Consider the following 13,331-nt stretch of genomic DNA (forward strand, 5'->3'; position numbering starts at 1 on the left):
CGCCCCGACGCGGTGGCGAGGGGGCGCGGATGCGCGAGGATCAGCGGCTGAGCTGAGTCTCGCGGTCCCGCGCACGCTGCGCCTTGGCATCGGCCTCGGCGACGGCGGCTTCCTCGAGCCCCTGGATCCCGACGGCGTCGGGCGAGTCGGACATCCCGTCGTGGTCGTCGCCCGACAGCGTGTTCTCGTCGAACGGCAGCTCGCCGGCGAGCACCCGACGGGCACGATCCGCGTCGAACTCCTTCGTCCACGACCCGATGAGCACGGTCGCGACCGCGTTGCCGGTGAAGTTCGTGAGTGCGCGACCCTCCGACATGAAGCGGTCGATTCCGACGATGACGCCGACGCCATTGACGAGGTCGGGGCGATAGGCCTGGAGTCCACCGGCGAGCGTCGCGAGCCCGGCGCCTGTGACGCCCGCGGCGCCCTTCGACGCGATGATCATGAAGACCAGCAGGCCGATCTGCTCGGGAATCGACATCGGCGCGCCCATTCCGCTGGCGATGAAGAGCGAGGCCATCGTCAGGTAGATCGCCGTGCCGTCGAGGTTGAACGAGTAGCCAGTCGGCACCGTGATGCCCACGACGGGCTTGGAGACGCCGAGATGCTCCATCTTCGCGATCAGGCGGGGCAGCGCCGACTCGGAGGAGGACGTGCCGACGATCAGCAGGTACTCGCGGGCGAGGTACTTCACGAGGCTGAAGATGCTCACGCGCGTCACGGCGTAGAGCAGCGTGCCGAGGATTCCGACGATGAACACGATGCACGTGATGTAGAACGCGACCATGAGCAGGCCGAGGCTCCAGATCGCGGCGATCCCGGTGTCGCCCACCACCGCGGCGATCGCGCCGAACGCGCCGAGCGGCGCCAGCCACAGGATCATGCCCAGGATGCGGAACACCAGCGCCTGCAGGTTCTTGACCGCGTTCATGATCGGCTGGCCCTTAGGCCCCATCTGCTGGAGCGCGAAGCCGACGAGGAGCGCGATGAACAGCACCTGGAGCACGCTCTCCCCCGTGAACGCCGAGAAGAACGTGGTGGGAATGATCCCGAGGATGAACTCCTCGGTCGTCTTGGCCTCAGCGGTGGCCTCGTACGTGGCGCTGGCCATGTTCAGGCCTTCTCCCGGGTGGAGGATGTTGCCGACCACGAGCCCGATCGCGAGGGCGAAGGTCGACATCACCATGAAGTACAGGAGCGCAAGCCCGCCGATCTTGCCGACGGTCGCCGCCTTGGCGATCGATCCGACGCCCACCACGATCGTGCAGAAGATGATCGGCGCGATCATCATCTTGATGAGGCTGACGAACGCGACGCCGAGCGGTCTCATCGCCTGCCCGACCTCGGGCCACAGAAGTCCGACGGCAGCGCCCAGCACCACCGCGGCGATCACCGCGACGTAGAGCCACGTGTGCTTGTCCCATGCCTGCTTGCCGCGGCGCCAGTTGAAGCCGGGAAGAGTGAACGAAGTCGTCCGGGTCGAAAGAGCCATCATCGCCTCCTGAGGGGACAGTCGCTGTCCGTGCGCCGGGCCCGAGCGGGCCGGTGGTGACCCCCAGAGTGCGGGAGGCTCCCGCCGTCGACGAGTTGTGGTCGTATTGGTCGCAGTTCGACCGGTCCGGATTGGGCTCCGACCGGCGAGGATGGAGCGAGCACAGCCACGAGGAGGTCGCATGCCCGCAGTCGGCCGTCGCGTCAGCGCCGCCTCGCTCGTGTTCGTCGCCGTCGCCGCGGGCGTGGTGGTCCTGGTCGCCGTGCTCGCGGTGCTCCTCGTCGTCGATGCGCAGCGCTCCGCGCGCGTCGAGGCCGAAGAGGTCACCCGCGGTGTCGCGACGTCGATCGCGGTGACGCCGGCCGTGGCCGACGCGCTGGCCGGCGACGATCCCACGGCGGCCCTCCAGTCGTACGCCGAGGCGATCATGAGCGAGGCGGGCGTGGACTTCGTGACGATCATGACGCCGGACGGCATCCGCGTGTCGCATCGGGACCCTGCGGAAGTCGGTCGCCCCTACCTCGGCACGATTCCGCGGGATCCCGCTCCGCTGACGGAGGAGTTCACCGGCACGCTCGGCCCGTCGGTGCGCACGATCGCGCCGATCGAGGCCGATGGCGAGCTCGTCGGATGGGTATCCGTCGGCCGGACGGTGGGCAGCATCGCGACGGACCTCCTCCCACGGCTGCCGTTCGTCGTCGTGATCGCACTTGCGGTGCTCGTCGCCGGGCTCGGCGGCGCGATGCTCGCTCGGCGGACGACGCGTCGGCTGGCCGGAGATCTCCCCGCCGGAAGCATCCGGGACGCGGTCGCCTCCTACGAGTCCGTCCGTACGCTCGGCGAGGCGCTGCGCGCGCAGACCCACGAGCACGGCAATCGCATGCACACCGCGGTGTCGCTGCTCGAGCTCGGACGCACTCCGGAGGCGATCGAGATCCTCACGGAGACGTCCCGGCAGAGTCAGGCGCTGGTGGACCAGGTCGCCGCGCGTCGCGACGGCGACCCGACCGTGGGCGCCCTGCTGCTGGGCAAGGCCGCGCAGGCGCGCGAGCGCGGCGTCGAGTGGAGCGCCGAAATCGATCCGTCCGCGCCGCGGAGCGTGCTCTCCCCCGTGGATGCCGTGTCCGTGGTGGGGAACCTGATCGACAACGCGCTGGATGCTGCAGCGGCCGGCGCCCCGCCGCGCTGGGTGCACATCTCATTCGAGCCCGCCACGACCGACCTGCTCAGGATCGTCGTGTCGGACAGCGGCGCCGGCATCCCGGAGGATCTGCAGGAGCGGGTGTTCGAGCACGGGTTCTCGACGAAGCCCGCGGGGACGGACGGCCGCGGTGTGGGGCTGGCCCTGGTGAGGTCGATCGTGGAGGATGCCGGGGGCAGCGTCTCGATCGCCTCCGCGCCGACCACGTTCACGGCCGTGATCCCGGCGAGGCGGGCATGATCGGCGTCCTGCTCGTCGACGACGACGCGCTGACCCTCGAGCTGCACCGGTCGTATGTCGAGCGTCTCGACGGCTTCCGTGTGACGGGCGAGTGCACCGGCGCGAGGGCCGCCGTCGCCGCGATCCTCGACGGGTCGGGCGAGGTCGACCTCGTGCTTCTCGACGTCACGATGCCCGACGGCACCGGCCTCGACGTGCTGCGCCACATCCGCGCGCGGGCGTCCGACGTCGACGTGATCGCGGTCACCGGTGTGCGGGACGCCGACGTCGTGCGGCAGATGGTGAGTCTCGGCGTCTCGCAGTACCTCGTGAAGCCCTTCGCCTTCGGCGTCTTCCGCGAGAGGCTCGAGCAGTACCGCGAGTACCGTCAGCGGGCGGCGGAGGCAGCAGGCGCCCCGACCCAATCCGAGATCGACGCGCTCCTGGGGGCCTTCCGCCCGTCGATCCCGGTGGCCCTCCCCAAGGGGCTGTCGGTCGACACGCTCGCGAAGGTGACGGCGGATGTCCGGGCGCACGGCCCGGTGTCGGCCGTGGAGTCCGCCGCGCGGCTCGGGATGTCCCGCGTCGCCGCTCGCCGCTACCTCGAGCACCTCGTCGGGGCGGGCCGCGTCATCCGCTCGCCTCGCTACGGCGCTCCCGGGCGACCCGAGTCGGAGTACGTCTGGCGAGACGGCGCGTGAGGCGATCACGGCCACGAGGAGCGGGACTGCGCCTCACGGAGTACGCGCGCGAGATCGCACGTCGCCGCGTCCACCGATGATGACGTACCCGGAGTGCTTCGCCGCGATGCCGTCGCCGGCCTTGCGGCCGTGGAGGCGGCGCCAGACCCAGGGCAGCACGTCGCGCCCCAGCCACGTTCCCTCCGCCACCGGGTCGTCGTCGACGTGCAGGGCCGCATCGAGGCCGCCCAGGGCCCCGGCGTCCGGGACGCCGAGCGCATCGGCGGCGCGGTAGGCGAGGAAACGGTGGCCGCGTGAGCGAAGATGCACGCGATCCGACGCCCACAGCTCGAGGTCGCCGATCGCGGGCAGCGACTCCATGTCGAGCAGGATCGCGCCCGTGTCGGCCGCCACGCGCCTCAGCTCGGAGGCGAAGGCCGCGAATCGCCGTCCGAGCAGCACCGCTGCCCTCCGCCGGGGAAGGAACGGCGTCACCAGCAGGACGTCGGCGCCGGCATCCCGGAGCGCCCGGACCGACGTCTCGACCTCGGCGGCGAGCGCCGCGATGTCGACGGGGCGCCCGACGAGGTCGTTGGCGCCTATGAGGATCGACACCAGGTCGGGGCGCAGCGCGAGGGCGCGAGGCAGCTGCTCCTCGGTGAGGTCGCGCACGCGGCGGCTGCGGACGGCGAGGTTCGCATAGCGGAACGGCTCCGCGTCCGAGCCCTCATGGGCGAGAAGCTGCGCGAGCCGGTCCGCCCACCCGCGATGCTGCCCCGCGGGCATCCGCGACGTGTCGCACAGTCCCTCGGTCAATGAGTCGCCCAGTGCGACATACCGCGACCAGCGGGGGCGCGCGGCGGGAGCCGCGGGGGGCGCCGAGGGCCGGGTCGCAGCCCGCCGGAGCAGCGCGTCGTCGATGGGACGCAGCATCCGTGCGTCTTCGTAGTGCCCGATGAGCTGGCTGCACAGCGCGTCCCACGTGCGGTGCCGCACGGACTCCTCCGCGGCGGCCGCGAACGCGCGCCGTTTCGCGTCGTCGCCGACCAGGTCGGCCACGCGGGCGCGGAGGTCGCTGAGATCGCCGGGGCGGTAGAGCCAGCCGTCGATGCTCGAGCGCACCAGATCGACCGGACCCCCCACGCCGGTGGCGACCACGGGGACGCCGCTGGCGAGGGCCTCCTGGATCGTCTGGCCGAACGTCTCGCTCTCCCCCGGGTGCACGAAGACGTCGAAGCTCGCCAGGGTCTCGGCCAGGGCGGCGCCGCCGAGGTGGCCGGTGAACAGCGCACGGGGCAGCATCCGCTCGAGCGCGGGCCGCGACGGACCGTCACCCACGATGACGAGCCGCGTGCCCGGCAGATCCGCGACCGCGGCGAGATCCTCGACCTGCTTCTCGGGGGCGAGCCGCCCGACGTAGCCGATGACGGTCTCACCGGGGGCGACCTGCGACCGCCAGCGCTCGCTGCGGCGGTGCGGGGCGAAGCGGACGCTGTCGACGCCGCGACCCCAGCGACGGAGCCGGTCGACCCCGAGCTCCTCGAGCTGGCGCATCGCCGGCGACGACGGCGCGAGCGTGATCGTCGCACGTCGATGCAGACGCGAGACGTGGCGGCCGACCAGGGAGGTGGCGCGGGGCATCCCGTACTTCCGCGCGTAGGCCACGATGTCGGTCTGGTAGACGGCGACCGCGGGCACGCGGAGCGCATCGGCCGCAGCGAGCCCCTGCCATCCCAGCACGAACGGCGACGCCAGGTGGATCACGTCGGGGCGGAAGTCGCGAAGGATCGCTGTGAGACGGGCGGCACGGGCGAACACCACCCGCACGTCGGGATACCCGGGCAGCGGGACCGAACGCAGCAGCTCGGTGCGGGCACCGTGGAGGTCGCCGTCGACCTCTCCGGCTCGGGGGGCGATGACGAGCGTGTCGTGCCCTTCGGCTGCGAGGTGGCGCAGGATCTGGAGCACGGACCCCGTCACCCCGTTCATGTGGGGCAGGAACGATTCGGCGAGCAGTGCGACTCTCACGCCTCCAGCGTGGGGGCAGGGCAGCGAGCGGATGCCGCAGACCGGCGTGTGCGCACGAGTGTTCACCCGATCCACGCCCGGGTGTCACCTCCCCGACTCTCCGGCGCCGGGCGTTCGCCGGCCGTTCACCGCCGCCTGATACCCAGAGGGACGTGCTCGAGGATCTGCTCACCGGTGTCGCCGCGAGTCCCTGGGCGCTGCCGCTGCTGTTCGCCCTCGTGCTCGGGGACGCCTTCCTCGTCGTCGTGCCGGGCGAGGCGGCCGTGACGGCGTTCGGGGCGCTGGCCGTGGCCCAGGGCGAGCCGCCGCTTGGAGCGGTCGTCGCGGTCGCAGCGGTCGCCGCCACGATCGGCGATGCGGCCTGCTACCTGGTCGGCCGCACGATCGGGCTCGAGCGATGGCGGTGGATGCGAACGCCGCGCGCGCGCGCGGCGTTCGCATGGTCCCGCGCACGTCTCGAGCGCCGCGCGGCGCTCGTGCTCTTCACGGCCCGGTTCATCCCGTTCGCGCGGCTCGCGGTGAACCTGACCGCCGGCGCGAGCCGCATCCCGGCACCCCGCTATCTCGCGATCGCCGCGTGCGCCGCACTGGCGTGGGCGGGCTACCAGGCCTTCGTCGGGGCGCTCGTCGCTGCGATCCTGCCCGGGGGGCCGGTGGCGGCCGTCGTCGTGTCGATCGTGCTCGCGGTCGGGATCGGCGTCGCCGTCGATGCCATCCTCGCGCGCCGGCTGCGGCGCGCCGCGGGCGGGGCGGGCCAGGATGGGGATGTGACAGCAGCGACCGGCTACGACGACGGCTTCCTGGGCATCCCCCTCCCCCTTCCGCGGCCGGTGGGCGATGCGCCGGTGCGCGAGCTCCCCTACCCGCGGTTCACCGTGCTGCTCGACCCGGTGCGCCGCCTCGCGGCCATGACCGGCGTGAACATCGACGGTGCGATGCTGCAGGACCTGCCCCGCACCGGCGAGTGGGAGCTCGACCCCCGTGTCCCGGCGTCGGAGCAGGCGGGGCCGGCGGTGTATGCCGACAACGACCTCGACCGCGGGCATCTCGTGCGCCGGCGCGATCCCGGGTGGGGCACCGTCGCCGAAGCGCGCGCGGCGACCGAGGCGACGTTCTTCTACACGAACGCCGCGCCGCAGGCCGGCGCCTTCAACCAGTCGAAGGAGCTCTGGCTCGGGCTCGAGGACCACGTGCTCGCGTACGCCGACGCCACCGACCAGCGGGTGAGCGTGTTCACCGCACCGGTTCTCGCCGCCGACGATCCGCCGTACCGGGGCATTGGCATCCCGCGCCGCTTCTTCAAGGTCGCCGCCTGGTCCGCAGCGGACGACGAGGGGATGCCGCGGCTCGAGGCCGCCGGATTCGTCCTCGACCAGTCCGAGCTCATCGACGACGCGCAGGGTGTGCTCGAGGTCGAGCGCCTTGGGGCGTTCCGCACGTTCCAGGTGCCGATCGCCGACATCGAGGCTCTCGCGGGCGTCGACCTCGGACCGCTCGTCGAGGCCGATGTGCTGCCGCGCACGACGCTGCGCGGAGAGGACGCGTGGCGCCCCCTCCGCACAGCGGAGGACGTGGTGCTCGGCTGAGGTCTACTCGCCCGCGAGCCCGCCGAGCAGGTGACCGAACGAACGGCCCTCGCCGAGGTAGTTCGCCGGGTCGAACGGGTCGTCGTTCTTCGCTGGCTCCCGTCGCGCGACCGCCTCGGCGAGCTCGCGCGCGCCCCGGTCGATCCGCTCGCCGAGCGGGGCGACCTGGTCGCCGGCTGCGCCCCAATCGCTCGACGCCGCGAACACGCCGGTCGAGACCGGCTCCGCGTGCAGGTAGGTGAACAGCGGCCGGATGGCGTAGTCGATCGCGAGCGAGTGCCGGGCGGTGCCCGCGTTCGCACCGATGAGCACCGGCTTTCCGGTGAGCGCATCGGGGTCGAGCACGTCGATGAACGACTTGAACAGCCCCGAGTAGCTCGTCGAGAAGATCGGCGTCACCGCGATGACCGCGTCGGCCGAGACGACGGCGTTGACCATCGACTCGAGCGCCGGCGGCGCGAACCCGGTGAGGAGGTTGTTCGTGATGTCGTGCGCGTAGTCGCGAAGCTCGAACACGTCGACCTCGACCGGGATCTCCCACTCCGACAGCTGCTTCGCGGTCGCGGAGGCGAGCCGGTCGGCGAGCAGGCGGGTCGAGGAGGGGTTGGAGAGGCCGGCCGAGATGACGGCGATGCGGCGGGAAGTGGTGGTGGTCATCGTTTCGTCTCGCTTCGCTCGTTCAGCGACCGGTGGCGTTGCCGAGGCCGAATGCCGCGCCGGCGGGGGCAGGGGTGTCGCGGTACGGGCTGTCGCCGACGAGGTTGTCGCCGCGGTTCGCACCGGGGACCGCCTGACGCGGCGCCTGGTCGCCGTACGCCGCCTTGACGAGGTTCGCGTGGCTCGGGGCATCCGGGATGTCGGCGGGACGGTTCTCGGCGAGCTCCTTGCGGAGCACCGGCACGACCTCGCCGCCGAGGATGTCGAGCTGCTCGAGCACCGTCTTGAGCGGGAGCCCGGCGTGGTCGATGAGGAACAGCTGACGCTGGTAGTCGCCGTAGTAGTCGCGCATCGCGGCGTACCGGTCGATGACCTGCTGCGGCGACCCCACGGTGAGCGGCGTCATGTCGCTGAAGTCCTCGAGCGACGGGCCGTGACCGTAGACCGGGGCGTTGTCGAAGTACGGGCGGAACTGGTTGACCGCGTCCTGCGACTTCGCGGCCATGAACACCTGGCCGCCGAGCCCGACGATCGCCTGCTCGGGCGTGCCGTGGCCGTAGTGGGCGTAGCGCTGCCGGTACAGGGCGATCAGCCGCTGGTAGTGCTCCTTGGGCCAGAAGATGTTGTTCGCGAAGAACCCGTCGCCGTAGTACGCGGCCTGCTCGGCGATCTCCGGGGTGCGGATCGAGCCGTGCCACACGAAGGGGGCGACGCCGTCGAGGGGGCGCGGAGTCGAGGTGAATCCCTGCAGCGGGGTGCGGAACTGTCCCTCCCAGTCCACGACGTCCTCACGCCAGAGGCGGTGCAGCAGGTTGTAGTTCTCGATCGCGAGCGGGAGGCCCTGGCGGATGTCCTTGCCGAACCACGGGTAGACGGGTCCGGTGTTGCCGCGGCCGATCATGAGGTCGACCCGGCCGCCCGACACGTGCTGCAGCATCGCGAAGTCCTCGGCGATCTTCACCGGGTCGTTCGTGGTGATCAGCGTCGTGGCCGTCGACAGGATGAGCCGCTCGGTCTGGGCGGCGATGTACGCGAGGGTCGTCGTGGGCGAGGAGGACCAGAACGGCGGGTTGTGGTGCTCGCCCAGGGCGAAGACGTCGAGCCCGACCTCTTCGGCGTGCTTGGCGACGGTGATGGCGTTGCGGATCTTCTCCGCCTCGCTCGGCGTGGTGCCGTTCGTCGGGTCCTCGGTGATGTCGCTCACCGTGAAGATGCCGAACTGCATCTGGGGTGTGATGTCGTTCACGTCGCTCCTCGCGTTTTCTATGCATGTGAATGTATCTCATGCAACGCGGCGTGCGTCAGGATATTCCGATCCGGTGGGGAAACGCCGATTCGCGTCGCTGGAACTCGAGGATCGCAGGGTTCCCGACGACTCCGTCGGCGATCTCCGTCGCCCGGTGGATCGTCTCGTTCGCCGTCCACGCGGCCGATCCGCCCATCACCACCGGAACGAAGTTGAGGAGCGCCTCACTGATCTCCCAGCTGGCCGAGTTCCACAGGTAGGACGGGCTGTGGTCCACCCCGTAGTAGTTGATCGTCCCGCCGACGGTGAACATCGGGTCGAGGAACGAGGTCGGCCGCGCCCACTCGAAACCCATCCCCTCGTCGCACGAGACGTCGACGATGAGGCTGCCCGGCCGGAAGGCGCCCAGGTCGCTCTCCCGGAGGTAGAGCAGCGGACGGTTCGGGTCCTGCAGCGTGCAGTTCACCACGATGTCGCTCTCGGCGAGGAACGGCGCGAGCGGCACACGACCGTCGTCCGTGATCACCTCGCTGAGATACGGCTCGTCGTCGTGGTCGAACTGGATGATGTGCGCGGCGTGGATGGGAGCGGCCACCGAGGCCGTCCGGCGGTTGGTCAGCACGCGCACCTCGTGCACGCCGTGCGCGCGCAGCGCGGTGACGGCGCCGCGGGCGGTCGCCCCGAAGCCGATCACGACGGCCGTCAGGCGTCGCCCGTAGTCGCCGGTCGATCCGCACAGCTGCAGGGCGTGCAGCACCGAGCAGTACCCGGCGATCTCGTTGTTGAGGTGGAAGACGTGCAGCCCGAACGCGCCGTCGCTGCCCCAGTGGTTCATCGCCTCGAACGCGATGACGGTCAGGCGCTTGTCGATGGCGAGCTGCGTCATCGCCTCGTCCTGCACCAGGTGCGGCCATCCCCACAGCACCTGACCGTCGCGCAGACCGCGGAGGTCCTCGAGCTGGGGCTTGGGCAGCAGGACCACGTCGGAGGTCGCGATGACGTCTTCCCGCGAGGCGATCCGTCCCACGAGCGGACGCAGCTCGTCGTCGGCAACGCCGAAGCGCTCGCCGTAGCCCGCTTCGACGGTGATGCGGCTGCGCAGCTCCTCGTTGATGCGCTCGAAGTGCGCGGGGTGGATCGGCACGCGCCGCTCATCGGGTTTGCGCGACGTGCCGATCACGCCGAGAGTCAGTCCGGCAGCGGTCATCATGGGCCTCGTTCCGTGCGGAGAGCAGGACGGTCCCCGGGCTCCCGACGCTACACCCGGGCGCGACGCACGCCGTCAGTCGCTCGATCGGCGCACGCGGAGGACGACCGCTTCCCACGGGCGGAGCGAGACGACGTCACCGTGGATCGCCGGCTCGCCCGGGAGGTTTCCGAGCACGAGTTCGCCCGGGACCGCGAGCTCGGCGATCGAGGCGGATCGCGGCGAGCCGGAGATGTTGCACGCGACGACGAGCGTCGTGCCCTCGAGCGATCGGGTGAAGGCGTACACGTCCGGGTCGTCGGGAAGCAGCATCCGGAAGTCTCCGAACCTCACCACGCGATCGTCGTGACGCAGCGCGATCAGCCGTCGGTAGTGATGGAAGACGGATGCCTCGTCGACACGTTCTGAGGCGGCATTGACATCGACGTGGTTCGGGTTCACCTGCAGCCACGGCTCTCCCGTCGTGAACCCCGCGTGCGTCGTGGCATCCCACTGCATCGGCGTGCGGGCGTTGTCGCGGCTCCCGAAGGCGAGCGCGCCCACCAGCTGCTGCTCGTCGAGGAGTCCCAGCGCCCGTGCAGAGGAGGCGAAGTTGAGCGACTCGATGTCGCGGTACGAGGAGAGCGCGGCGAAATGGGCATTCGTCATGCCCAGTTCCTCGCCCTGATAGACGTAGGGCGTGCCGCGATGGAGGTGGAGCAGCGTGGCGAGCGCGGTCGCCGAGTCCCGCCGGTGGGCGCCGTCGTCGCCGAACCGCGAGACGATGCGCGGCTGGTCGTGGTTCTCCCAGTAGAGCGAGTTCCACCCGGTCGATTCGAGCCCGTGCTGCCAGCGGGCCATCGTCGCCTTCAGGTCGCGCAGATCGAGCGGTCGACGATCGAAGCGACCGCCGGGGCCGTGGTCGAGTCCCATGTGCTCGAACGTGAAGACCATGTCGAGTTCGGCGCGTGCCGGGTCGGTGAGCAGCACGCCGTCCTCGACGGTCGCCCCCGGTGTCTCGCCGACCAGCAGCAGGCCGTCCCGGCGCCCGTGGAAGACGTCGCGGTGCATCTCCTGGAGGAACTCGTGCAGCCGCGGTCCGTTCATCGTGAACGGTCCCGCATCGCCGAACAGCCCGTGCGCGACCGCGCCGTCCGACAGCGAGCCGTCGGGATGCGTCGCCTTGGAGATGAGGTTGATGACATCCATCCGGAAGCCGTCGATCCCGCGATCCAGCCACCACCGCATCATCGCGTACACCGCGTCGCGGACCTGCGGGTTCTCCCAGTTGAGGTCGGGCTGCTTCCTGCTGAAGAGGTGGAGGTAGTACTCCCCCGTATCGGCGTCGAGCTCCCACGTCGACCCGGAGAAGAACGACTCCCAGTTGGTCGGCTCCGCACCGGGCTCCCCCGGCGCGAATCCCGCCCGGGCAGGGCGCCACCAGTACCAGTCGCGCTTCGGGCTGTCGATCGACGAGCGGGACTCCGCGAACCACGGATGCTCGTCGCTCGTGTGGTTGACGACGAGGTCCATCACGACCTTGATGCCCCGTGCGTGGAGAGCCGCGACGACCTCGTCGAGGTCGTCGAGCGTGCCGAAGAGCGGGTCGATGTCCTGGTAGTCGCTGATGTCGTAGCCGTTGTCGTCCTGCGGGCTGCGGTACATGGGCGAGAACCACACGACGTCCACGCCGAGCTCGGCGAGGTGGTCGATGCGGCGGAGCACCCCGCGCAGGTCGCCGACCCCGTCGCCGTCCGAGTCCTGGAACGAACGCGGATAGATCTGGTAGACGACCGCGGACGTCCACCACGCGGGCGTGTGCGCAGCGGGCGGAGTCGTGGGGTGGGCGGACATCATGGCCTCCTCGCGATCGTGTGCGGGTTCGGGAGCGTGTCGGTCAGTCGAGACGGATGCGGTCGACCGCGGCCTGGATCGCGACAGCGGCCGCGCCGCGGGCCCAGGCGATGAAGCCGGTGTCGTCGACGTAGAGCTCGACGGCCTGCGCGCGAGGATCGCGCTCGGCGGCGATTGCGGCGCGCACGACGCCCTCGGCGAGCCGGAAAAGTCCGATGCCCTCGCCGGCCAGGACGACCGCGGGCTGCAGCGTGAGATTGGCCGCGACCACCGCGAAACGTCCCAAGGCGGCGGCGGAGGCGTCCACGATCGCGGCGGCCGCCGGAACCCCCTGCGCCGCCAGCTGCAGCGCCTCGTCGTAGTCGACCGGCCGCTGCAGCGCCGACGAGACCTGCGCCGCGATGGAGCCGGAGCTGAGCATCGCCTCCGAGCATCCGTGATGCCCCGCGCTGCACACCGGGCCGCCGTCACGAAGCGGGATATGGCCGCCGAGGCCGAGGCCCGCGTCGGGCGAGCGCACAACCTCTCCGCCGACGACGAGGGCGTAGCCGACACCGGCGCCGATGGTGATCACGACGAATCCGGCGATGCCACGGCCGAGCCCGAACCAGCGCTCGGCTTCGGCGAGCGCGATGAGGTCGTTCTCGAGCGACACCGGTGCACCGACGGCGGCTTCGAGGATGGGGCCGAATGCGACATCCTCCCACCCGAGGAAGGGCGCATACACGACCGTGCCGCCGCGCACCGCTCCTCCGAGCGCGACGCCCACTCCGGCGAGCGTTCGCGACGTCATCCCGCCGAGGAGCGTGGCGACCTGCGCTGCCACGCGCGCGGGCTCGTGGCTCTCCAGGGGCGCGGAGGCCTGGGCGAGCGGCTCGGCGCGCACGCCGGTGATGACCGCGTGGATGTGTTCGCCGGTGATCTTCACGCCGGCGAAGGTCCCGATCCCCGGTGCGACGTCGAGGGGGCGCACGGGTCGGCCGACCGAGCCGTCCGCCGAGTCGTCGAGTTCGACGAGAAGTCCTTTGTCGAGGAACGGTTTGGCAAGTCTGGTCAGGCTCGCCGGCGACAGGCCGAGGCGCGAAGTCAGTGCACTGCGCGCAATCGGGCCGTGAATCAGCACGGCGCGGGCGAGTGCGCTCTCGCTGTCGGTCAGCATGGCGAATCCTCCCTGATTGGTTC

The 13,331-nt window shown here is 71.0% G+C and carries 10 protein-coding genes and 1 pseudogene; 4 read left to right on the top strand and 7 right to left on the bottom strand.

Translation table 11 applies throughout. The features are described 5' to 3' along the window. Positions 1-40 precede the first annotated feature (40 nt). Complete coding sequence (locus ASD93_RS07865; protein ID WP_056121110.1) at positions 41-1,492, bottom strand: cation:dicarboxylate symporter family transporter; 1,452 nt, start codon at positions 1,490-1,492, stop codon at positions 41-43. Between the two features lie 181 nt (positions 1,493-1,673). Between ASD93_RS07865 and ASD93_RS07870 the strand changes: the two genes are divergently transcribed. Beyond that, positions 1,674-2,933, top strand: a complete 1,260-nt coding sequence (locus ASD93_RS07870; protein WP_056121111.1) for an ATP-binding protein — start codon at positions 1,674-1,676, stop codon at positions 2,931-2,933. Next, on the top strand, positions 2,930-3,613 hold the full coding sequence (locus ASD93_RS07875; protein ID WP_056121113.1) for a response regulator: 684 nt from the start codon (positions 2,930-2,932) through the stop codon (positions 3,611-3,613). The genes ASD93_RS07870 and ASD93_RS07875 overlap by 4 nt, the downstream gene beginning before the upstream one ends. Before the next feature lie 33 nt (positions 3,614-3,646). Here ASD93_RS07875 and ASD93_RS07880 read toward each other — a convergent pair whose 3' ends face one another. Beyond that, entirely contained in the window at positions 3,647-5,620 is a 1,974-nt protein-coding gene (locus tag ASD93_RS07880) for a glycosyltransferase (RefSeq protein WP_056121115.1), read from the bottom strand. A 287-nt stretch (positions 5,621-5,907) separates the two neighbouring features. Here ASD93_RS07880 and ASD93_RS16310 point away from each other — a divergent pair. After that, a pseudogene (locus tag ASD93_RS16310) lies at positions 5,908-6,183 on the top strand (DedA family protein); the annotation flags it as partial. A 204-nt stretch (positions 6,184-6,387) separates the two neighbouring features. Next, entirely contained in the window at positions 6,388-7,206 is an 819-nt protein-coding gene (locus ASD93_RS16315) for a DNA/RNA non-specific endonuclease (RefSeq protein WP_056124185.1), read from the top strand. A gap of 3 nt (positions 7,207-7,209) precedes the next feature. Here ASD93_RS16315 and ASD93_RS07890 read toward each other — a convergent pair whose 3' ends face one another. The 5 genes from ASD93_RS07890 to ASD93_RS07910 form a co-directional block, all read right to left on the bottom strand. Continuing rightward, entirely contained in the window at positions 7,210-7,863 is a 654-nt protein-coding gene (locus ASD93_RS07890) for an FMN reductase (protein WP_056121117.1), read from the bottom strand. Between the two features lie 22 nt (positions 7,864-7,885). Beyond that, positions 7,886-9,088 carry an LLM class flavin-dependent oxidoreductase gene (locus ASD93_RS07895; RefSeq protein ID WP_056124189.1) on the bottom strand — a complete coding sequence of 401 codons (1,203 nt, stop codon included), beginning with the start codon at positions 9,086-9,088 and terminating at the stop codon, positions 7,886-7,888. 76 nt (positions 9,089-9,164) lie between these two features. Continuing rightward, entirely contained in the window at positions 9,165-10,316 is a 1,152-nt protein-coding gene (locus ASD93_RS07900) for a N(5)-(carboxyethyl)ornithine synthase (protein WP_056121118.1), read from the bottom strand. A 75-nt stretch (positions 10,317-10,391) separates the two neighbouring features. After that, a complete protein-coding gene (locus ASD93_RS07905; protein ID WP_157536904.1) occupies positions 10,392-12,149 on the bottom strand; it encodes a glycoside hydrolase family 13 protein in 1,758 nt (585 codons plus the stop codon). 43 nt (positions 12,150-12,192) lie between these two features. Further along, the gene (locus ASD93_RS07910; protein ID WP_056121123.1) at positions 12,193-13,308 is read right to left on the bottom strand and encodes an ROK family transcriptional regulator; all 1,116 of its coding nucleotides are present in this window, start codon (positions 13,306-13,308) and stop codon (positions 12,193-12,195) included. Positions 13,309-13,331: the final 23 nt, after the last annotated feature.

The organism is Microbacterium sp. Root180 (genome assembly GCF_001428485.1).
Taxonomy (GTDB): Bacteria; Actinomycetota; Actinomycetes; order Actinomycetales; family Microbacteriaceae; genus Microbacterium.